Below are 20,579 nucleotides of genomic sequence, written 5' to 3'. Positions count from 1 at the left end.
GGGACTTTCAAAGCATCTCACGCCAGCTTGCGAATAGCCGATTGCTGATAATTCTCGATGCCGATTTTGTCGATGAGGCCGATCTGAATCTCCAGCCAATCGATGTGATCCTCGGTAGCGTCGAGCAGTTCGACCAGAATCCCTCTTGAGACAAAGTCCCGCACCGATTCGCAATAGACGATCCCCTCCTTGCATTGCGCTTGGGCCGCCTGCTCGAGCTTGAGGTCGTTCTGCAGAGCTTCGAGCGTCTGCTTGCCAATGGCCAACGCATGAAGATCATGCAAATTCGGCAGTCCATCGAGCATGAGGATTCGCTCGATCAGCTTGTCAGCATGCGTCAACTCGTCCATCGACTCGTCGTATTCGTGCGCGCCGAGTTCTTCAAATCCCCAATGCTGATAGAGACGCGCGTGCAAAAGATACTGATGCACGGCCGTCAGTTCGTTCTTCAGCTCGGCATTGAGGTAGTCAATCACTTTCGAATCGCCTTGCATACCGTCTCCCGCCTGGTCGCGTTGCCACACACTCAGAATAGACGTTCGGCGATGACGAGCCGACAACGAGATTCATTCGCATTAGTGGCGACACTGCCGCATCCGCCCGCGTAGCGGAAACTTCCCTCGATTGCGCGATTTTCATGCCTATAATCGAGCGCAAAAGGAACGAGCCGCACAGAGTACGCCTTGCAGATAACAACAAGGAGAGACGTCGTGCCCCGATCGAACCGTACCCGCGCCCCTTCAATCTTCAGCCCGAATATAGCGAGCACGGGCCGTCGGCAGTTCCTCGGCATGGCCGGCGCCGGAATGCTCGCGACACTTCTTCCCGGCTGCGGCAGCGATAACGCCGACTCCCAGTCCTATCCTCAAACCGTCGCCATGGGGCAGCAGGCAATCCAGCAGGCCATCGGCAATCCGACGCAGCCCGTCGCGGCAATATCGGTGGCCATGCTCAAGGGCAGCAACGTGTTCTGGCAGCAGGCGTTCGGCGTATCGTCGGTGCCGAACCAAACCAAGGCGACGACCCAGACGCGTTTCAACATCGGCTCCGTCAGCAAGCTGTTTGCGGCGCTCGCAGCGACGATCCTCCAGGATCGCGGACTGATCACGCTCGATACGCCGATCGTCCGTTATCTCCCGACATTCACGATGCTCTCGCCCGAGTACGCGAAGATCACGACGCGCCAGTTGCTCTCGCATTCGTCGGGACTGCCGGGCACGAATTCGCGCAATCTCTTCACGTTCGCGCCGGTTCCCGGCTACGCAGCCGATACGCAAGCCGAACTCGCGAATACGCATCTGAAGCATTACCCCGGCGAGCTTGCCGTGTATTGCAACGACGGCTTCACGATGATCGAGCAGATCGTCCTCGCGATGACAGGGCAGAGCTTCGCGAGCTTCGTGGAAGCGAACATCCTCGCGCCGCTGAAGATGACGAACTCCAGCTATCTAACGAGCGTGCCGAGCAGCGGCTCGTTCTCGTATCCGTTTGCGAACGGCACGCAGTATCAGGAATTCGTCAACGCCTATGCGACGGGCGGGTTGAGCTCCACGCCCGGCGACATGATGAATCTCGCGCAGATGATCATCGGCGGCGGCATGTTTCAGGGGCAGCGCGTAGTATCGGCGGCGGGCATCGCGCAGATGGGCACGGATCAAACTACCGGACTCCTGATTAATCCGTCGCCCGAATGGAAATGGGGACTCGGCTGGGACTCGATCAGGCAACCGGCGCTCGATGCAGCAGGCGTCCTCGGATGGGAAAAGGACGGCGGAACGGCCTTCTATTCGAGCGAGTTCTTTGTCGTGCCACAGGCGCAACTCGCGCTGATGATCACGGGCAATTCGGGCTACGACGCTCGCAAGCTCGCCGAATCGCTCGTGCTCTCCGCGCTGAAAGAGGACGGCTCGATCGCCTCGCTGCCGGCCAAGATCAGCACGACGGCGCCATCGGCCGCATCGGCGCCGAACATCGTCACGGCTGGCGGTATCTACGGCAATTCCGACTCGCCATTCCAGGTGATCGCGAATCCGGACGGCAGCCTGCAATTGAACCAGTGGGATGGAAAGAAGCGTGCGTGGACGCAGCTTGGCGCATACCAGTATCGCAGTGACGGATGGTGGTGGAGCAATAGCGATAGCGCCTCGTATCGCTTCACGGTCGCTTCCGGAACCGATGAGAACGGCCACGCGTACAGCTATCGCTATCTGATGAAGCGTGTGGTGCCAGGCGCGGGTTACGCGTATCTCACGCTGCCGGTCGGTCAGCAACTCGCCGCGCTCACGCCGCTCGACACCGCATGGCAGCAGCGTTTAGACACGCAATGGACCCTGACGAACGATTCGCCAACGGCCGTGCCGATCGTCATCGATGGGAACGAACCGGCTTACCTGACCACGTTGCCCGAACTGCCGGGTTATGTGCTGTACGGCAACACGGACCTTCGCTATCAACTCTTCGTGCCGCTTTCGGACGATCGCGGCGGCATGTCGGTCAGGGTGCCTGGTAACTTCGGTCGCGATCTCTATGAGATCCGCTTTGCGTCAGCGAGTGGCGGCACGACACTGACGCTCGGAAGCTCGATTTACGCGAAGGCTTGAATGAAAGCACTCATTCGAAGCTAATTCACGGGAAGTAACCTGCTTCACATCGGCGATGCATGTGAAGCAGGTTCGACGAACGAACGTCATGCGCGCTGCGTCAGGCGGTGAAGCGATACGGCAAACGCCGCCTCCTACACGACAAGGAGCACATCATGTTCGCACTGCTTTCGCATCTTCTCGGCAAGCTGGTTTCCCGTACCGACATGCCTTCGCATAGCGCTTATCTCGCGTCGTCAGGCGATCTTGCCGATCTCGAACGCCGCATGCGTAACGTCGAAGACGAAGACCGCGCTTACAGCATGTCGTTTTGATGCGCGAAGACCCGCATGAAACATCCGCGGCTCAATTCGCCTCACGTCCTGTCGCGAGCCACGGCTTTCGATCTTCGAGGCAGACCATTCCTTCGTACAGTTCGACGTAGGAGCGGATCATCGCATCGAGACTGAATTTGCGCGCATGCTGGCGCAGCCGGTCGCGCGTAGAAGGATCGTCGAGCAAGGCGGTTGCCTCGTGAATTTTGTCGATCAACGTCTCGGGCCGGCCGACGTCGAACAGGAGATTCGAACGCGGCTCGATGATCTCGGGAATGCCGCCCATATTCGATCCGACGACGGGCACGCCATGCGAATACGCTTCGAGGACGACCAGCCCGAACGGTTCGTTCCACACGGACGGCACCACCAGAATATCGATGCTGCTCAGGAAATCCGAAGGATCGACCCGTCCGAGGAAAGTCACGCGCGGGTCCGCGTATTTCGTCTTGACCGAATCGACGAAGTCCTGATCTCCGGTGCCGCCGATCGAGAGCGTCCAGTCGAGCGTCTGGTCTGCGAGCAGTTGTTCCAGCAGCAACTCGACGCCCTTTTCAGGCAGCACGCGCCCGAGCATGCCGAGTCGCAATGGAGCGTTTCCATCTTGTCTCGAGTGCTGTGCCGCGACGGAATCCATGGCCGGCTGATAGCAATTGTTGATGACGGTCGTCTTTGCCGCACGCGAGAAAAAACCGCTCTCGAGATGCTTCTGCAAGACGAAATCGCTCACGCCGACCGCAACGCTGACCTGCGCGGATGCGATCTGCTTCGGCTTCGCATACAGCGAGCACACGCCGCACTGACTCGCGCAGGGCTTGCCGGCCGTGAGCATGCTCGCCGTCGGGCACAACAGATAGTAATCGTGGATCGTATGTACGATAGGCACGCCCGCGTTGTTGGCGACGCGCCATGCATCGACGGAAAGACACGAGAGGTTGGCAGTATGAATGATGTCCGGCTTCTCGCGCTCGATGATCTCGGCGAGCTTTCGCGTCATCGACGTGTTGCGCACGTCGATCGCGTGCCAGATCAGCTTGGCGACGCGGGAATGCTCGCCAGGCGCATGCGGCCAATAGAGATTGGTCGAACGCAGACGATAGACCTTCGCGCCGTTGACGACTTCATTGCGATCGTCGCCTGTGCCGGTCGCGCAGACCACGCAAACCTCTATGCCTGCCTTGATGAGGCCATCGGCAAGGAGTCGCGTCGCAACTTCGGCGCCGCCGACCTCGTCTGGAAAATATAACGTGTTCGCGATCAGTACTTTCACGGCGTATGGACAGGATGCAGATCACTACGAGCCGGCGGCTTGGCGGTGCGAAAGTCTTCGCGCGCGCCGTAGCTTGTTGAGCGCTTGCCGATGATGTGACGGGGCGGATGACCCTTCATGTGTCGCGGCTCCGGTTCTACAGCGTATGAGCTGATGGCTGACAGTTGGCGCCGCGTCACCTCGATCCGATCGACGACAGGATTGGAAATCGAGTGCGGTCGTTCGAGCTGAACTTTGACCCTGCAAGGTGTGCGGCCCAGTTTACCCCATGAAAGCAAGGGGTATCGCGTTTTTTCAATTTGCGTGCTGCCTACATGCTTTGCGTCTTCCTTATGAATCGATAGCCCGATTTTTACCTTGTGGCCAGCAGCAAAAACGATATGGACCGTGGCAAGGTTACGGACATACGGCGCGTGGCAGCGCCTGTTCTTCGAGCACGCTTTCATACAGCGCGCGATATGACTCGACCATCGCATCGACGTTGAAGCGCCGCGCATATTCGCGGAAACGCTCGTGCACGCGCGGGTCGTCGAGCAACGCCACCGCTTCATGCAGCTTGCCGATGATCGAAGAGGGCTGCGCGATGTCGAACACCAGATTCGTGCGCGGCTCGATGACTTCGGGAATGCCGCCCGTGTTTGCACCGACGACCGGCACGCCGTGCGAATACGCTTCGACCGTGACCCTCCCGAACGGTTCATTCCAGATCGATGGCACCACGAGAATGTCGATACTGTCGTAGAACGCGTCGGACTTCACGCGGCCGAGATATTCGATGCGCGGATCGTCGTACTTCGACTTGAGCGCCTGAAGATAATCGGCATCCGCATGGCCGCCTACGGCTAGCGTCCATTGCAGCGTATCGTCCGCGAGCAATTGCTCGAGCAGCACTTCCAGCCCTTTCTCCCGCGACACGCGCCCGAGTATGCCGAGTCGCACGGGGCCGCCTGCATAACGGCGCGTGCGCGGCGGCGCAGTCGAAGTTTCAAGCGATTCGCACGCGTTATAGATGACCGCCGTGCGCGACGCACGCGAAAAGTAGCCGCTTTCCAGATGCTTTTGCAACACGAAGCGACTCACGCCGACAGCGACCGCGACGCGCGCCGACGCGATGCGCTTGGGCTGCGCATACACCGAGCACACGCCGCACTGCCGCTGGCATGGCTTCGAATGCGAGAACATGATCGCGGTCGGACACATCAGATAGTAATCGCGCGCCGTATGCACGATCGGCACGCCGGCATTGCGTGCGAGACGCCAGATATCGACAGAGAGGCAAGACAGATTGCTGGTGCTGATCACGTCCGGCTTTTCACGCGCGATGATGCTCGCGAGCTTGCGCGACATGATGACGTTATAGACATCGATGGCATGCCAGATCAGCTTGGCGACGCGGCCGTGCTTCTCGCGCAGATGCGGCCAGTAAAGATTGACCGAGCGAAGCCGATAGACCTTCACACCATTCACGTTGTCCACATGGTCGACACCCGATCCGGTCGCGCAGACCACACAGACTTCGATGCCTGCCCTGACCAGACCCTCGGCCAGTAGTCGCGTAGATACTTCGGCCCCTCCGGGTTCATCCGGAAAATAGAGTGTGTTCACGATCAGTATCTTCACGACGACGAAGTCCCCTTGGAAAAGCCTATGCAAAGACACGGCAGAGCGTAACGCTCTCAGGGTTCGACGATCGGTCAAACGACGGAAAAACCCCGGAAGACAAGGCAGGTATTGAAATCATCATACTCGACGGCGAGCTAACGTCGTGTTCAAAGAATCGTCGAGCGGTGCTTGTCTCTGCCATGACAGATACTCGCGCGAGCGCATTTCGGCTCGACTGCGATGCGGAAAACATAGCAGCTTGTGCACCGGCGTTCAATGTGGTGCCGAACATAGACGCCGATGACATTGGGTGTTGAAAGAAAGAGGAATGCGGGCAGTGATCGAACGCCGCGGCCTGAACCGCGGCGTGCATGCTGTCGTTACTGCGGCTCGTACCACGAATAAGTCGGAAGCGTGGTCAAAGGCTTGCCGATCTGGAACGTGATATCCCGCAGAGACGTCAGCGGAATGTTGCGCGGATCGCCCGTGTAGCGCCGCACGTCGCCGTTATCGTTGATATATACGACGATGTCGCCGGTGATGCCCGCAACGTTCGTGCTCGAAAGCGGCATGCCCCAGACATCGAATACCTGGCCGAGCGTGAAGTCCTTGAAGTTCGGCGTTTCGATATGAATGATGCCGGTGTTGTCATGCGTGTGCGTTTCATAGTTACACGAAGACAAGATGCCGACATTCTTCGGGAACGCGAGCCACTGCCCGTCCTTGAAGATGGCGACGTGCGAGTGAACGTGGAACGTCTCTGCCATGCCCGCCGCGCAGATCAGGCCATCGACCGGCGCGCCGGTGCCGCCCGTCGCCGTATTGCCATCGGTAAAGTACAGATTGCCCACCAGGCCGCCGTAGCTGAGCGTCGTCACCGTCGACGTGAACGGCGGCGGATCGGTCCACGTATAGGTCGCGATCTGCGTCGGCGTCGCGCCGATGACGAGCGTCACTTCGCCCTTGTCCGGCAGCACGAGGCTCGAAAGATCGCCGGTGTATTTGGTGAGCGTGCCGCCCGTGTTCACCCACGCGGTCACATTGCCAGTGAGGCCCGCCACGTTGGTCGTGCTGAGCGGCTGACCCCAGACGGAGAAGAACTGCCCGAGCGTGTAAGACGCATTCGATGTCACGTCCATGCGGATCTTGCCCGAGGCATCGACGGTGTGGACCGGATACACGCAACCCGTCTGCTTCGCCATGGTCGGCTTCACGTATCCGACGTTCGCCGGCAACGAGAGTTGCTTACCGTTTTGATAAATCGACAGATGTGAATAGCTGTATTTATTGCCGGCGACCGTACAGTTCAGATTGGCGACGGCCTGGCCGGTGCCGCCCGTCGATGTCGAGCCGTCGCTCCATTGCGATGCGCCGATCGTCGTACCATCGACGACTGCAGTCGCGGCGGCGAGCGTCGGCGTGCCGGTCGTCGTCGAAGGCGTGCTCGCGCCGGAGGGTGCGCTCGCGCCGCCCGGTGAGCTTGCACCGCCTTCGCCCGAGCTCGTGGGCGAGCTCGATCCGTTGCCCGAACCGCCGCCGCCACCGCAAGCGGCGAGCAATGCGAGCGCTGCGGCCGCGAGTGCGCTTGTCATCCAGCGCGTGTTCATCTGTTTCTCTTTGAGCATGTGTCGACTCCGCCCCTAAGGATTTCTGAAGGTGTTGCGGGTTGCACTGCGGCCGCATGCGCGACGCATGCGTGGCGTGCATCCGGCATCGGAAGCATCGCGAGCCGCTCTCGATGCAAGAAACGCGCTTGCTCGTGGAGACGGTCTCGATACGATTGACGCAAATGTTGACGCCTGTCGCTACGACGCTCGTCTATCGACCGGATGCGTTATGGTCTGACTTGCGTCGGTGAAGTCCAGCGACTCATCGAAAGAGAGAAACCGGTCCGGTTATCTGATTCGCCGGCCCGAGGAAATTTAACGTCGAAGAAATGTCGTCGCAAGCAAAGCAACTTTTGGAAACGTGTTCTGACACCGTGGTTTTCGGGTGTGTGCGTTCGCGTACATACGTGCAGTCCACGATTCAGCAGAAAATCAAGGTTTCGATGAAGTGCCGACGGCAATGAACAGCGCCGTGGCGAAATTCGGTTCGCATTTAACGCGCGGCCGGAGAAAGGGGCGGACGGGGTTTCGTCTGACGGACAGAATAAAGGAGGGGAGTAAATGACTCTCTCGAAGACGTTGTTTCACAGCGTAAGGGACTGGTTGCCCGATAACCTGTACTTGACCATTTATCATCGTCGCCGGATCGGACGATTTCCAAAGCTGCGCAATCCGACGACATTCAATGAAAAAATCCTGCGGCGCTGCCTCGAACCCGATCCACGCTTCGGCGACCTCAGCGACAAGCTGAAAGTACGTGAATACGTTGCGGAAAAGATCGGCAGCGAGTATCTCGTGCCGCTGGTTGCTGAACCATCCGATTTCACGAGAAGTGTTTTCGATGCGCTTCCCCAATCCTTCGTCATGAAGGCGAATCACGGCAGCGGATTCGTGCATGTCGTGCGCGACAAGAACGAAACGTCATTCGAGAAACTCGATGCAATGGCGAAAAGCTGGTTATCGACCGACTTTTATGCGATTGCACGCGAACGACATTACCGAACCATCGAGCGGCGCATTTTCTTCGAGGCACTTCTTACCGGAGAAGATGGAAAGGTCCCGCCGGATCTGAAGTTTCATGTCTTCAACAAGCAGTCGGGCGATCCGAAGATATTCATCCTCGTTATTTCGGATCGTTTCGGAAGCCCGCGCGGCGACATGTACGACGCGGACTGGAATCTTCTCGATATCGGCATGGGCCACTATCCGCGCAGCCCGACTCCGGCTCCGCGACCGGCGAATCTGGATGCGCTCGTTTCGATCGCGCGAAAGCTGTCGAGCGATTTCGAATTCGTGCGCGTCGATCTGTACGATGCGAAAGACCGGATTTACTTCGGCGAGCTGACGTTCACGCCGGGCGCTGGCATGTTCGCGCTGCATCCCGACAAGGTGGACTACGAGTGGGGAAGCCTCATGTAACGTTCACGGCCGGCCGCGCGTGTCGCCCAGCGGAAACTCGATGTGACATCGCGCGCCGTTCCGCCCGAGCTCCAGCCGGCCGCTTCCATTGAGCTCGTCGGCGACCTTTCGTTCGATCATCTCCGTGCCGAAGCCGCGTCGGCGAACGTTCGCCGACGCGTCGAGCACGGGCCCGCCATGTTCGGTCCAGTCGAAGCAGAGCCACGTCGCGCCGCTTCGGTCGACGCGCGCCCAGCGAATCGTCACGACTCCGCCATCCGCCGAAAGCGCGCCGTATTCCAGTGCGTTGACGACGAGCTCGTGGACGATCATCGTCATCGTCTCGGCGGCTTCCGATGAAAGCGCGGCATGCTCTCCGTCGATATCGAATTTGCCGTTCGTTTCGCCCAGCGCATCGATCTCGAGACGCACGATGTCGTGCAGATCCACTTCGACGTTCAGTCCATCGGCAAGCGCTTGCTCGATGCGCGCGAGCGCTTGCAGCCGTCCGTTCATGAGCGACGCATGGCGTTCGACGCTTTCCGCGCCATCGGCGGTGCGCGCGTTGATCGAAATGATCTCGGCGATGATGCCGCGTACCCGGCGCCTCAGTTCCATGAGCAGCGCGGATTCGTGTTCTAGCGCGTCGCGCAGCGCTTCCGCCGAACGGGCGCGCTCGACCTCGGCCCAACAACGGCCCGCAACGCCTTCGACCAGCGCGACCATCTCCGGCATCCAGCGGCGGGACGTGCGTTGCGTCACGCGAAGAAGCCCGCGCAAGCGGCCTTCGGCCATCACCGGGACGAAAACAGCCGCGCCGATGCCGTCTTCGGCAAGGCTCTGCCTGATCGTCGCGGACAGACGCGGATCGGCCTGCGTATCGCTGATGACGACCGACTGGCCTCGCTCGTACGCCGACGCGAATGGCTCACAGGTCGCGCAATCTTCGATCGGCAGCCACTCGACCTGCTCGGTGTCCAGTTGCCCCGCGACCATCCGGCAAGCCAGGTGCATCATGCTTTGCGGATCGGTCAGATCGCGCGCCGCGTTCGAGAAGCGCACCAGAAACGCGTTGACTTCCCGCGTGCGTAAGCGCGAGCGTGACAGCTCGATCTGCCCTTCGACGCGCGCCAGCAGCTCGCGCGCGGAAAACGGCTTCGCGACATAGTCGTCCGCGCCGGCCTTGAGCCCCTTGATGGCGGAGTCTTCGCCGGCGTAGGCCGTGAGAAGGATGACAGGCGTGTCCCTGAGCGCATCGTCCTCGCGTATCGCGCGCAATAGAGCGAAGCCGTCCATGCCGGGCATCATGACATCCGCGAGGATCAGCTCGGGCCGGTGCCGATGCGCCTGAGCAAGCGCGAGCGTGCCGTCGGGCGCGACGTCCACTTCCCAGCGCGCGCTGAGCAGACGTTGCAGATGCTCGCGAACATCCGCATTGTCGTCGACGACCAGCACACGGCCGCGTTTCGGTCCCGTGGCCGCGCTCAACTCGACGAGGTCATCGTCCTCGAGCGATCCGTTCGGCCGAAGCCAGCGTGCCGCTTCATCGGCCAGCAGTGCGGCGAGCGCCGGCTCGCGCCCGCTCAGGTCCGGGCGCTCGATCGTTTCGAGGCGCGAAGTCAGCGGAATCCAGACCTGGAACGTGGTGCCGGAATGTTCCTCGCTGCGCACGGACACTTGCCCGCCCAGACGCTGCACGAGATCCTTCACGATCGCGAGACCGATGCCCGCGCCTTCCGCCGTGCGCGCGCGGGATTTCTGCACGCGATGAAAGCGCGTGAAGACGTTCGGCAGCTCCGACGCCGGAATGCCGACGCCGGTATCGATGACTTCCAGTTCCGCATGCAGCCTGATCGCCTTGAGGCGAACGCTGATATGGCCTTCGAACGTGAACTTGAGTGCGTTCGAAATGAGGTTCGAGACGATCTTCTCCCACATTTCGACGTTGACCGGCACGGGCGGCATGTCCATGTCGATGGCGACGCGGCAATCGAGTCCCGCCGCCTTGATCGCGCCGGAAAACGCGCTGACGATATCCGCGGTGAGCCGGCCGAGATTGATCGGCGCGACGGCGGGCCGTCCCTGAACATCGATGGCCGAGAAATCGAGCAGGCTGTTCACGAGCCGCAAGAGGCGGCGTGCATTGCGCGACGCGACCACGACGTTCGCGGCGGCCTTCTCCGGCAGCGACGGATGCTGGCGGAGCAGTTCGTCGAGCGGCGCGAGCATCATCGTGAGCGGCGTGCGGAATTCGTGGCTCACATTTGAAAAGAACTCGGTCTTCGTGCGATCGATTTCGGCGAGCCGCGCCAGCCGCTCGCGCTCCAGTTCATTGGCGAGCGCGTCGCCGATTCCCGCGCTGACTTGCTGAACGACGAGATCGATGAAGTGCGCGTGCGCTTCGTCCTGAGGCCGATGCGGGCTGAGACCGAGAATCAGGACGCCGAGCGGCCGGGCTCGCGTCGCGGTGCCGAGCGGTATGATCAGCGCGCGCGTCGGGCGCTGGCTGCGCCGGGGCGCCGTGACGGGCGCCTCGAGACCGGGAAAGCGGCAGTCGAGATCGTCGACGGCGAAGCCCGTCAGCACGCCGGATCTCGACGCCGCCAACGCCGCGGACATCGGCCAGCTTCCGTCGTCCCGGACGTTCATCGAGAGCGTGTAGGGCGCAGCCGCGCAGCCGGCCTCGAGACCGGCCGCTCCCGCAAGGCTCGCCTGCTGGCCCGTTTCGTCGAACAGATAGATCAGGGCGAACGGCAAATCCGCCGGCGCGCTGGCGAGCGCGGCGGCGGCGCGTTCGCAGGCTTCGCGTCGCGACAAGGCGTCGGCAAGCGCCTTCGCGAGCGTGTGCAATGCGCGCGTGCGGCGTTCGGCGACGACGTTGCGCGTCGTCTCACAGCCCGTGTTCTGCACGCCGAGCACGCGGCCTTGCACATCGCGGATGGGCGAGTACGAGAACGTGACGAAAACTTCCTCCACGAAGCCGTGCCGGTCGATCATGATCGGGAAATCTTCGCCCGCGACCGCCTCGCCGTGAGTCAGAACGCCCTTGGCGATGGGTCCGAGCACGTCCGTCCAGACCTCCGGCCACGTCTCGTGCGCGGGCCGGCCGAGGGCGAGCGGATGCTTCGCGCCGAGGAAGACGCGCCAGCGGTCGTTGTAGATCTGAATCAGATCGGAGCCCCACAGGATCGACATCGCCTGCGGTGAATCGATGGCGGTGCGTACGGTAAGCTGCAGTTCGGCAGGCCAGCCGAGCACGCATCCGAGCGGCGTGCGGCACCAGTCGATCTCTCGCGCCAGATGCGCGATCTCGCCGGCATCGCCGAACGTGCGGTTGATGGCGCGCAGCTCCGAGCGCATGCGCGGCTGTGGCGTTCCGCAGACGATCTCGCCGATGACCTGACCAATGTCGTCGAGCGGCACCACCATGTCCGCCGCGCCCGTGGCGATGGCGGCTGCGGGCATTTGCGGATATTCCGCGCTCGCCTGACTCTGCACGATCAGGCGGCAGCCGGCGGCGCGCAACGCGTTCGCGCCCAACGAACCGTCGCGGCCGAGGCCCGTCAGGATCGCGCCGATCGCTCGCGGGCCGAAGCTGCGCGCAACGGATTCGAAGAGCCGGTCGATCGGCCGTTCGATCGCGCCGCCGGGACACGGCGACAGCACGAAGGAACCGTCCGGCAGCAATTCCACGAAGGCGTGCGGCGGGGCGACCATCAGCCTGCGCCCGCCGATGCGCGAGCCGGCGGTGATCCATTCGACCCGATACGCGAGTCGTTCGAAGACCCATAGTGTTGCTTCGGGCGGCAGGTGCATCATCAGCACGACCGTGAGCGGCAAGTCTTTCGGCAGGCCGTCGACGAGACTGGCCGTGGCCATGTGCCCGCCCGCCGACGCGCCAATGACGATGAGATCGAAGGCGGACTCCGGAATCTGCTCCAGCCGGGACAGCGATGTCGGATCGGAAATCTGCACGCGCCACTCCTCGCGATGAAAAGATCCGTCTTTCAGGCTAGCACGAATGTGCGAAGCCAATTCGACGCCCATTCGACTCGCGTATTTTTTCCGATCGCTCGATCGGCGTATCTCGGGCACGATAGAACGGCAAGTTCGTTTCAATACCGAGGTCGAGCCATGCAAATCCAGACTGGTAATCTTTTCAGCTTCGAAGCGAAGCGCGGCAATGAGGAGCGTGTCGACATGCTCGTCACCGGAGAGCGTCTGAACGTGGAGCGGATCGTGTCGATGGGGCACGCGAGCCCCGAAGGATTCTGGTACGACGACTCGCGCGCCGAATGGGTCGTGCTGCTGTCGGGCGCGGCCGCGCTCGAATTCGAAGACGATTCGACGCTGCTCGAAATGCGTCCCGGCGATCATGTGCTGATCGAACCGCATTGCCGGCATCGCGTCGCATGGACGCATGCCGTCGAGCCGACCGTATGGCTCGCGATCTATCACGAACGCCGGGCCTGAAAACAAAAAATCAGCGTGTTTCAGCGCGGAACAGGCGGCAAACGTTTGCATTTGGCCGCTTTAACGCTTTCGCAACAATGAGGCGAATGACGCTGCGTTTTGTCACCGAAAGTTCATGAAGAAGCCTTAGCGTGCACTGTTTCTTCATACATCGGCCAGCGTTGTCATGCACTCAGCGTTCTCGAGCTTTCGCGGTTTTTCCGGGCAGAGAGATCTTCGTACTGCCGGCGATCTTTGCAGGGAAGTCCCCTTTGTCGACGCGGAGGGCTCCAATGCACTGGTGATGGAAATCTTCTCCGCGCGCCGCGACATGGGAAGCCTGGCCGTGATCGAAGGATTGCGCCCAATTGGACTGATCAACCGCGATATCTTCATGTCGCAGATGAGCAAGCCTTTTCATCGCGAGCTTTACGACAAGAAGAGTTGCATCGCGTTCATGGACAAGGAGCCGCTGATCGTCGAAGCGGACGTGAGCATCGAAACCCTCGCATTCAGAACCGTCGATGCCGGCGAAAAGGCGCTCGTCGATGGTTTCATCGTCACGCGCGGCGGACGGTTCTCCGGCGTGGGCAGCGGCCTCGAACTCGTGAGCGCGGTCGCGCAAATGCAGGCGGAGAAGAACCGCCAGATCATGCAGAGCATCGAATATGCGAGCGTGATACAGCGCGCCATGCTGCGCGCATCCGACGACACATTGTCGACGCAGCTTCGCGATGTCGCGATGGTCTGGGAACCGCGCGATGTCGTCGGCGGCGACTTCTATCATTTCGCGGCGTTCCCGCATGGCTGGTTCGGTGCGGTGGCCGATTGCACCGGTCACGGCGTTCCCGGCGCGTTCATGACCTTGCTTGCTTCGGCGTCGCTGTCGAAGGCGATCGAGCAGATCGGTCCGCGCGATCCGGCTGCGTTGCTCGCGGCGGTCAATCGCAACGTCAAGGGCTTGCTCGGGCAAGTGAACGGCGATGCCGCCGGGCATCAATCCAATGACGGACTCGACACCGCGTTTTTCTGGCTCGATGCTTCGGAAAACGTGCTGCATTTCGCGGGCGCGCGCGTCGCGCTGCATATTCTCCCGCCCGATGCGGCGGAGTTCCAAACCATCGCGGCCGATCGCATGGGCGTAGGTTATGTCGACAGCCGCGCGGACTACGCGTGGAATCTGCGCGCGATTGCGGCTCCGGCCGGCAGCCTGATCTTCATTTGCACCGACGGGCTGACGGATCAGATCGGCGGCCCGCGAAACATTTCCTTCGGCCGGCGCCGCATTCTCGATGTTATCCACGCACATCGCGGCGAGTCGCCATGGACGATCTGCGAGCGCGTTCGGCAGGCGCTCGCGCATTGGCAAGGCGTGCAGCCGCGCCGCGACGATGTCACGTTCTTTTGTGCCCGTATCTAATCAATTCAAAGCATGTCTCAACTACTCGATCAGGACAGCGCCTTTTTCGATCTGGCGCAGCGACGCAATGTTCTCTTCTATCACAAGGGATATTTCTCGCATAACATCGTCGCGGCCATGGGCGAAGTCGTGAAGCTGCAACTGGAAGTCGCCGGCGTGAGCGGTCCGACGCGCCGCAAGCTCTTCTCTTCGTTTGTCGAGCTTTCGCAGAACATCGTTCATTACTCGTCGAATGCGCTTTTGCAGGGCAGCGAAGACGAAGGCGCGATACGCGAGGGCGCGGTATGCATCTCGAAGGACGGCGAACATCACGTCATGTTATGCGTCAATCCGATGGCGACCGCCGAAGTGGAAAGCCTGCGTAACAAGCTCGAGCCGCTTCGCAACATGTCGCTCGAAGAGATAAGGCAGGCGTACAAGCTATCGCTGCGTTCGGATACACCCGAAGACAGCAAAGGCGCCGGCCTGGGTTTTCTGACGATGGCGCGCGATGCGAGCGCGCCGCTCGAATTCGCTTTTCATCCGCGTGCCGACGAACCCGGAACCACGCTGTTTTGCCTTATGGCCATCATCTGAGCAGGAAGGCACGAGAACATGGATAACTTTTATATTGCCGCCACGACGACATCGCCCGAGGTCGATTTGCGTTTCGATCAGCACGCGTTGTCGCTCAAGGGCGAGTCCTATCCCGAGAATGCGGCCGCGTTCTATGCGCCCGTCATCGAGCAGATGCGCAAGTATCTTGCCGAGCATGCCGGAGCCGTCGTCACGATCGACGTCGCGCTGACTTACTTCAATAGCTCGAGCACCAAGATGCTGTTCAGCATGTTCGACGCGCTCGATCAGGCAGCGCAATCGGGCAGCCGCGTATTGATGAACTGGTATCACGACGAGGAAGACGAGACCATCGCCGAGTTCGGCGAAGAACTGAAGGCCGATTTCCGCGCGATCGAATTCACCGACCGTCTCATCGCTCATCCGGGACGGTAGGCATGCCATCGACATCGTCCGACGATCCGACGCCGGATCTGTTCCAGAACGAAAGTGCGGCGCTGGACAAGGCGCGCGCGATGCACGCGGCGCCCGACGCAGGCGCCGCGGAATATCGCCGGTCGTTGGGGGAACTCATCGATCATTTCGAGCGCCTCATGCGCGAAACGCGGCGTCTGATCGGGCGCAGCGACCGCGCCGAGCGCGAGATGCAGACGCTCGCGCAGCAATTGGCGCATCGCGCGTCGCACGATGCGCTGACGGGCGTGCTGAATCGGAGCGCCGTCATCGAGCAGGCCACGAAAGCGCTGCGCTCGACGAGCGCGGCGATGATCGTGCTCGATATCGACGAGTTCAAGCGGATCAACGATGACTTCGGGCATCCCACCGGCGATGCGGTGATTCTCGGCGTCGTCGATTGCCTGCGGCGCATCGTGCGCGATCAGGGTTTCATCGGACGCGTGGGCGGCGAGGAATTCACCGTGCTGTTGCCCGGACATGAACCGCACAGCGCCGCGCTGCTCGCCGAGCGCATGCGTGAGGCGATCAGCGATACGCTGGTCGTCGAGCCGGTGGATCGACGCATCACGGCGAGCTTCGGCATCAGCAATAATGCGGCGGGAACCGGCTTCGACATCGCATACGGGCTCGCCGATGCAGCGCTGTATCGTGCGAAGCGAAGCGGACGTAATCGCGTGGAAGTCGCCGATCAATAGGCGTATATCCGCTCTTGACGATTACTTTCTGCGTCGCTGATTCATTAGTTTGACTATATCGCTTGTCGGCGCGCTGGTTATCAGGCGCGCGATGTCGTCCAGATGAACCCAGCGGCATTTGGATATTTCGTTACTCGGGCGAGCTTTTGCCCGATTCGGGACTGCGCAGGAAAACACGTGATGGTGTTTCTGCTTGCCGCGAAAGTCGAAAAGATATTTGGCCGACTTTCCCGATAACCGCGTTTCTTCCCGAAGCTCGCGCAGTGCGGCATCCGAAAGATGTTCTCCACGTTTGAGTATTCCGCCCGGCAAGGCCCACTTCGACTGACTGCGGGCGACAAGAAGGATGCGCTTGCCTCTGCGACAGATCACGGTGGCGCGTTTCTTCAAACCGGTCTCCCTTTTACTTCCAGGTATTCTCGACGCGCTTCACGCGCCATCGAATCGGGCAGAGCCTGATTAGCTGTGTATGCTAATACAGAACCTTACTCACTCGGCAAGCTCGTAAAGCACGGGCGGCGTACACGCAACAGGCGGAAATCGCTTCATCAAACGGTCACAAACATGCGATGCGGCCAGTTCATTGTGGTAATGTCTGAGCCAGGCGATTTTTTGTTCAACTCGAGGCATTGAAATGGATAGGGATGGTGACTGGCCTTTGCCACGGCCAACCACTTTCTTCAAAGCCGACCGGCGTACTGCCGGATCGTCACTCTCGAAAACGAACTCAATAGCCAGTGCTTTCTCGTCACTGGCGACGCCGGTAATCGCGGAAGGAGTGCAAAGAGCGAAAGAGCTATCCACGACGAGCGATGCGCAAGATTCTCCCCAGCTTCGCGTCGCCTTCAGAATGCTCCGCGCTTTGTACTGGCGTATTCTCCCCATGCTCGAATTTTTCGACCCGTTATCAAGGGCGGGCACGGTCGCAACATCAAAGCGTTGACGTCCGTGCAGAACAAGCTGGGCGGGCTGAATCGGCGCAAGGGCAATGCGGCAAGCTGTCGATACACATACATTGAATCAGGAAATGGCTTACACAACACCGGAAATCACAGAACTCCTGGCGAAACAGGACGCGCTGAACAAGCAACTGGCCGAAGCGAAGGAACGCGAAACGCGCCAGGTGCTGATCGAAATCGTGCAGAAGATGCGCCAGTACGGCATCAGTCTGGAAGAGCTGTCAGGCAGCAAGCCGAAAGCGCAGGAACCGGTCAGGGAAGCGAAGTATCGCGATCCCATCGGCGGCGCGACGTGGAGCGGACGCGGCCGCGCGCCGCAATGGATCGTCGGAAAGAATCGCGATGATTTTCTCGCCGACACGCGCGCCACGAAGACGACCAAAGCCGCCGCGCAAGCCGCGCTGTTCGGCGACGAGGCCTGAAGCGAAGTCTTCGATCAGGCACGCTCACGGCGGCAAGAAAACATCGCTACAGAAGGGATTTTCCCTGAGCGAGAATCATGTCGCAGACCTGCTTGGTGACTTGCTCCTTCAGCCCCGCACCGCTCAAGTCGAGCTGCTTGCCGTTGCCGCTATCCAGAATGCCTTTCGCGCCGTTCGTATAGCCTGAATCGCTGGAAGCCGAGCCGCCGAGCTTGCTCATCAGCCCGTCCTTGACGGATGACGCACTGCCGCCGAGATAGTTGCTCTTGACGCAATATTCGATAACGCCCGCGACATTGCTCGTGCTGCCCGACGTGAGCGAATCCATCGATAAGCCTCCGGTCAGGCCGCTCAGGTTGCCGAGTGCGCCGCCGCTGCTGCTCTCTTTACCTTGATTGAGCAGATTGCCGAGTTGAGCGTGAGCTACTGGAATGGTAAGCAGGACTGCAGTCAGGATTCCGCCGGCCAGAACATGACGCTTTGAGAAGATCATGGTGCCTCCGAGGTTTGATCTCTCACTATAGACGATGAACGCGCGCGGGTCGGCATCGACTGCGCGCGTTTCGATTCGTTGAAAAGTACCGGATATTCAAGCGCGAATCATCCGCCTGTTCCCGTGACGCGCCATACGACATTGCCGACGTCATCGGCGATGAGAAGGCCGCCGTCGCGATCCTGCGCCACCCCCACAGGTGCGCCGTATAGCTCTTTCTGATCCGCCGATGTGAAGCCGGTCACGACATCTTTCGGCGCGCCGACAGGCTTGCCGTTTTCGAATGCGACGTAGGACACGACATAACCGCTCAGCGGCGAGCGATCCCAACTGCCATGTTCGCCAATGAACGCGCCGCCCCGATATTGCGCCGGCAGATTGTCGCCCGTATAGAACGCCAGCCCGAGCGGCGCGACGTGCGAACCGATAGCGTAATCGGGCGGAATCGCGCGGGCGACGAGATCGGGGCGCTGCGGCTGCGCGCGTGGATCGACGTGCTGTCCGTAATAGCTATACGGCCAGCCATAGAACGCATTCTCTTTTACTGAAGTCAGATAGTCGGGGACGAGGTCCGCACCGATTTCATCGCGTTCATTGGCAATTGCCCAGAGCTGCTTCGACTTCGGTTCCCATTGCAGTCCGGTCGGATTGCGAATGCCCGCTGCATAGATACGGCTCGCGCCCGTCGCCGTGTCGACTTCGAGAACGTCGGCGCGCCGGTATTCGACCTCCAGTCCGTTCTCGCCGACATTGCTGTTCGAGCCGACGCCGACATAGAGCTTCTTGCCATCGGGGCTCGCGAGCAAGGCCTTGGTCCAGTGATGATTGATCGTGTCCGGAAGATCGGCCAGCTCGACGCCGCGCTCGGCGATGCTCGTTTCGCCCGTCTTGTAGGGAAACTTGAGGATCGCGTCGGTATCCGCGACATAGAGCGTGTCACCGATCAGTTGCATGCCGAACGGCGAATGCAGTTGATCGATGAACACATGCCGCTCCCACTCGCCACTCGCGCTTTTCCTCAACAGCGTGATGCGATTCGCGCCTTTCGCCTTTTTCCCCGACTTGCTCGCGATCAATCCGGCGATGAGTTGCTTGGGCGTCGTCACCGCTTCCTCGTTCGGGCTGTTGGATTCGGCCACGAGGACATCGCCGTTCGGCAGCGCGTAGACCTGACGCGGATGCACGAGACCGGACGCGATCTTTTCGATCCGCAATCCTTCCGCGACCTTGGGCGTCGCGCCGTTGCGCCAGCCGACGTATTCGGGAACCTGCATCGGCGGCGCGAAGAAGTTGCGTGCGTCCGGCAGTGGAGGCTTCTCGCCCGCCTGATGTTGCGCATCGTACTGCGCGTGTTCGTTGCATCCGCTCATCGATGCCGCGAATGCGATCGCGAGCGCGCCTATCATCATGCGCTTATTCATGAGCCGCCTCCGCGAGAACGAGCCGGTCCATGGCCATCGCGATATGACCGATGCTCAGAAACACCACGGTGATGACCGAGAGAATGACGTTCTCCGGAACCATCGCATAGGCATCGCGGCTATGCACGAAGGCGTTGACGACAGCGGCGACGATCGCGATCAGATTGAGCCAGAAATCGATTCGTTCGATCCGCGAGACCGCGCGCCGCTTTTGCAGCCATACGTGACCGAGATTGAGCAGCCGCGGAACGATGGCGATGATGAGACCGGCCGTCACGAGCCACGCCGCGCCTTTTCCCCAGAACACATTGCGCGTGATGGCGTAGCTGATGTCGAAGATCAGCGTGCCGACAAAAAGCCCGTAAGGAATGGGATCGAGCAATTCGAATATCGCCGGAGCGAATTTCGATGGAGGTCTCGAAGTGGCGGATGAAGTGGACATAGCTTCTCTTCCCGAATGCGCGTGGTTTTTAGCCCTTGCGCATGCGGCATGCCCGCGCGCGTACTTCGTTGTTGACTCGTTGAAAGGAGAAGAGATGAAACGGTGTGCCTGTTTCGACAGGATTCAAGCGAAGGTCCGGCGTGATCGACGACGTAAGAAGCGCTTCGATCGATGTCGCACCTCGAACTCGGTGCGACATCGTCGGCCGCTCACAGCAGACGCGGATCCAGCGGCGGAGGCGCGGACGGTAGCGCGGGCAGCGGCGGCGGAAGATGAAGCTCCTTCAGCAGCGCGGCGCCGGGCCACGAATCGGGCAGCTTCGGCATCTCGGGAAGCTTCTTGCTATCGGGATTGGTCAGATACAGCATGCCGCCGTGAATGGCGGACATCGCATTGCGATGCATCGTTTCGACGCACGGCAGGTCGGTGATGGTCAGAGTGGTCATGGCAGGTCTCCCGGCAAAAATAAAAGT

At 60.7% G+C, this 20,579-nt stretch carries 21 protein-coding genes; 9 read left to right on the top strand and 12 right to left on the bottom strand.

Features of this window, described 5'->3' with window-relative positions; genetic code table 11:
• Positions 1-17: 17 nt before the first annotated feature.
• Complete coding sequence (gene bfr / locus BG60_RS28960; RefSeq protein WP_008345910.1) at positions 18-494, bottom strand: bacterioferritin; 477 nt, start codon at positions 492-494, stop codon at positions 18-20.
• 312 nt (positions 495-806) lie between these two features.
• Here bfr and BG60_RS28955 point away from each other — a divergent pair, with 312 nt between their 5' ends.
• Both BG60_RS28955 and BG60_RS28950 read left to right on the top strand, forming a co-directional pair.
• On the top strand, positions 807-2,600 hold the full coding sequence (locus BG60_RS28955) for a serine hydrolase domain-containing protein (RefSeq protein ID WP_241484905.1): 1,794 nt from the start codon (positions 807-809) through the stop codon (positions 2,598-2,600).
• 155 nt (positions 2,601-2,755) lie between these two features.
• Entirely contained in the window at positions 2,756-2,914 is a 159-nt protein-coding gene (locus tag BG60_RS28950) for a DUF3563 family protein (RefSeq protein WP_008345908.1), read from the top strand.
• Between the two features lie 31 nt (positions 2,915-2,945).
• Here BG60_RS28950 and BG60_RS28945 read toward each other — a convergent pair whose 3' ends face one another.
• From BG60_RS28945 to BG60_RS39705, 4 genes are all read right to left on the bottom strand, one after another.
• Positions 2,946-4,184, bottom strand: a complete 1,239-nt coding sequence (locus BG60_RS28945) for a glycosyltransferase family 4 protein (protein WP_008345906.1) — start codon at positions 4,182-4,184, stop codon at positions 2,946-2,948.
• A gap of 396 nt (positions 4,185-4,580) precedes the next feature.
• Positions 4,581-5,789, bottom strand: coding sequence for a glycosyltransferase family 4 protein (locus tag BG60_RS28940; RefSeq protein ID WP_235366239.1), 1,209 nt, complete (start codon positions 5,787-5,789; stop codon positions 4,581-4,583).
• A 377-nt stretch (positions 5,790-6,166) separates the two neighbouring features.
• Positions 6,167-7,411: a hypothetical protein gene (locus BG60_RS28935; protein WP_008345902.1), complete on the bottom strand. Its 1,245-nt coding sequence runs from the start codon at positions 7,409-7,411 to the stop codon at positions 6,167-6,169.
• A gap of 414 nt (positions 7,412-7,825) precedes the next feature.
• The gene (locus BG60_RS39705; protein WP_235366242.1) at positions 7,826-8,272 is read right to left on the bottom strand and encodes a hypothetical protein; all 447 of its coding nucleotides are present in this window, start codon (positions 8,270-8,272) and stop codon (positions 7,826-7,828) included.
• On the opposite strand from BG60_RS39705, the gene BG60_RS28930 reads away from it, so the two are divergent.
• A complete protein-coding gene (locus tag BG60_RS28930; RefSeq protein WP_235366241.1) occupies positions 8,171-8,812 on the top strand; it encodes an ATP-grasp fold amidoligase family protein in 642 nt (213 codons plus the stop codon). The genes BG60_RS39705 and BG60_RS28930 overlap by 102 nt on opposite strands.
• A 3-nt stretch (positions 8,813-8,815) precedes the next feature.
• Here the strand turns inward: BG60_RS28930 and BG60_RS36415 are convergent, their stop codons facing one another.
• On the bottom strand, positions 8,816-12,766 hold the full coding sequence (locus BG60_RS36415) for a chemotaxis protein CheB (RefSeq protein ID WP_160172913.1): 3,951 nt from the start codon (positions 12,764-12,766) through the stop codon (positions 8,816-8,818).
• A 159-nt stretch (positions 12,767-12,925) separates the two neighbouring features.
• Between BG60_RS36415 and BG60_RS28920 the strand changes: the two genes are divergently transcribed.
• From BG60_RS28920 to BG60_RS28900, 5 genes are all read left to right on the top strand, one after another.
• The gene (locus tag BG60_RS28920; RefSeq protein WP_008345896.1) at positions 12,926-13,264 is read left to right on the top strand and encodes a cupin domain-containing protein; all 339 of its coding nucleotides are present in this window, start codon (positions 12,926-12,928) and stop codon (positions 13,262-13,264) included.
• A gap of 283 nt (positions 13,265-13,547) precedes the next feature.
• Entirely contained in the window at positions 13,548-14,663 is a 1,116-nt protein-coding gene (locus BG60_RS28915; protein WP_008345894.1) for a SpoIIE family protein phosphatase, read from the top strand.
• A 12-nt stretch (positions 14,664-14,675) separates the two neighbouring features.
• Entirely contained in the window at positions 14,676-15,239 is a 564-nt protein-coding gene (locus tag BG60_RS28910) for a SiaB family protein kinase (protein WP_008345892.1), read from the top strand.
• An 18-nt stretch (positions 15,240-15,257) separates the two neighbouring features.
• Entirely contained in the window at positions 15,258-15,653 is a 396-nt protein-coding gene (locus BG60_RS28905; RefSeq protein WP_008345890.1) for a DUF1987 domain-containing protein, read from the top strand.
• A 2-nt stretch (positions 15,654-15,655) separates the two neighbouring features.
• Positions 15,656-16,369, top strand: coding sequence for a GGDEF domain-containing protein (locus BG60_RS28900; RefSeq protein ID WP_034473661.1), 714 nt, complete (start codon positions 15,656-15,658; stop codon positions 16,367-16,369).
• A gap of 21 nt (positions 16,370-16,390) precedes the next feature.
• Here BG60_RS28900 and BG60_RS37230 read toward each other — a convergent pair whose 3' ends face one another.
• A complete protein-coding gene (locus BG60_RS37230; protein WP_008345887.1) occupies positions 16,391-16,759 on the bottom strand; it encodes an NUDIX hydrolase in 369 nt (122 codons plus the stop codon).
• 99 nt (positions 16,760-16,858) lie between these two features.
• Entirely contained in the window at positions 16,859-17,173 is a 315-nt protein-coding gene (locus BG60_RS40090; protein ID WP_160172912.1) for a hypothetical protein, read from the bottom strand.
• Between the two features lie 223 nt (positions 17,174-17,396).
• Between BG60_RS40090 and BG60_RS28895 the strand changes: the two genes are divergently transcribed.
• On the top strand, positions 17,397-17,750 hold the full coding sequence (locus tag BG60_RS28895; RefSeq protein ID WP_008345885.1) for an H-NS histone family protein: 354 nt from the start codon (positions 17,397-17,399) through the stop codon (positions 17,748-17,750).
• 46 nt (positions 17,751-17,796) lie between these two features.
• Here BG60_RS28895 and BG60_RS38365 read toward each other — a convergent pair whose 3' ends face one another.
• From BG60_RS38365 to BG60_RS36410, 4 genes are all read right to left on the bottom strand, one after another.
• A complete protein-coding gene (locus BG60_RS38365) occupies positions 17,797-18,243 on the bottom strand; it encodes a YjjA family protein (protein ID WP_034473659.1) in 447 nt (148 codons plus the stop codon).
• A 107-nt stretch (positions 18,244-18,350) separates the two neighbouring features.
• The gene (locus tag BG60_RS28885; RefSeq protein ID WP_008345882.1) at positions 18,351-19,664 is read right to left on the bottom strand and encodes a PQQ-dependent sugar dehydrogenase; all 1,314 of its coding nucleotides are present in this window, start codon (positions 19,662-19,664) and stop codon (positions 18,351-18,353) included.
• On the bottom strand, positions 19,657-20,106 hold the full coding sequence (locus tag BG60_RS28880; protein ID WP_033536374.1) for a DUF2231 domain-containing protein: 450 nt from the start codon (positions 20,104-20,106) through the stop codon (positions 19,657-19,659). Before BG60_RS28880 ends, BG60_RS28885 begins: the two co-directional genes overlap by 8 nt.
• A gap of 209 nt (positions 20,107-20,315) precedes the next feature.
• Entirely contained in the window at positions 20,316-20,552 is a 237-nt protein-coding gene (locus BG60_RS36410; protein ID WP_008345877.1) for a hypothetical protein, read from the bottom strand.
• Between the last annotated feature and the right edge of the window lie 27 nt (positions 20,553-20,579).

This window comes from Caballeronia zhejiangensis, from assembly GCF_000698575.1.
GTDB lineage: Bacteria > Pseudomonadota > Gammaproteobacteria > Burkholderiales > Burkholderiaceae > Caballeronia > Caballeronia zhejiangensis.
This window is presented reverse-complemented; position numbering and strand designations above follow the sequence as displayed.

Excerpts from the sequence above, each read along its gene's own strand:
- bfr (WP_008345910.1), bottom strand. The coding sequence starts at position 494 with ATGCAAGGCGATTCGAAAGTGATTGACTACCTCAATGCCGAGCTGAAG.
- BG60_RS28955 (WP_241484905.1), top strand. The coding sequence starts at position 807 with ATGCTCGCGACACTTCTTCCCGGCTGCGGCAGCGATAACGCCGACTCC.
- BG60_RS28950 (WP_008345908.1), top strand. The coding sequence starts at position 2,756 with ATGTTCGCACTGCTTTCGCATCTTCTCGGCAAGCTGGTTTCCCGTACC.
- BG60_RS28935 (WP_008345902.1), bottom strand. The coding sequence starts at position 7,411 with ATGCTCAAAGAGAAACAGATGAACACGCGCTGGATGACAAGCGCACTC.
- BG60_RS28920 (WP_008345896.1), top strand. The coding sequence starts at position 12,926 with ATGCAAATCCAGACTGGTAATCTTTTCAGCTTCGAAGCGAAGCGCGGC.
- BG60_RS28915 (WP_008345894.1), top strand. The coding sequence starts at position 13,548 with ATGGAAATCTTCTCCGCGCGCCGCGACATGGGAAGCCTGGCCGTGATC.
- BG60_RS28910 (WP_008345892.1), top strand. The coding sequence starts at position 14,676 with ATGTCTCAACTACTCGATCAGGACAGCGCCTTTTTCGATCTGGCGCAG.
- BG60_RS28905 (WP_008345890.1), top strand. The coding sequence starts at position 15,258 with ATGGATAACTTTTATATTGCCGCCACGACGACATCGCCCGAGGTCGAT.
- BG60_RS28900 (WP_034473661.1), top strand. The coding sequence starts at position 15,656 with ATGCCATCGACATCGTCCGACGATCCGACGCCGGATCTGTTCCAGAAC.
- BG60_RS28895 (WP_008345885.1), top strand. The coding sequence starts at position 17,397 with ATGGCTTACACAACACCGGAAATCACAGAACTCCTGGCGAAACAGGAC.
- BG60_RS38365 (WP_034473659.1), bottom strand. The coding sequence starts at position 18,243 with ATGATCTTCTCAAAGCGTCATGTTCTGGCCGGCGGAATCCTGACTGCA.
- BG60_RS28885 (WP_008345882.1), bottom strand. The coding sequence starts at position 19,664 with ATGAATAAGCGCATGATGATAGGCGCGCTCGCGATCGCATTCGCGGCA.
- BG60_RS28880 (WP_033536374.1), bottom strand. The coding sequence starts at position 20,106 with ATGTCCACTTCATCCGCCACTTCGAGACCTCCATCGAAATTCGCTCCG.
- BG60_RS36410 (WP_008345877.1), bottom strand. The coding sequence starts at position 20,552 with ATGACCACTCTGACCATCACCGACCTGCCGTGCGTCGAAACGATGCAT.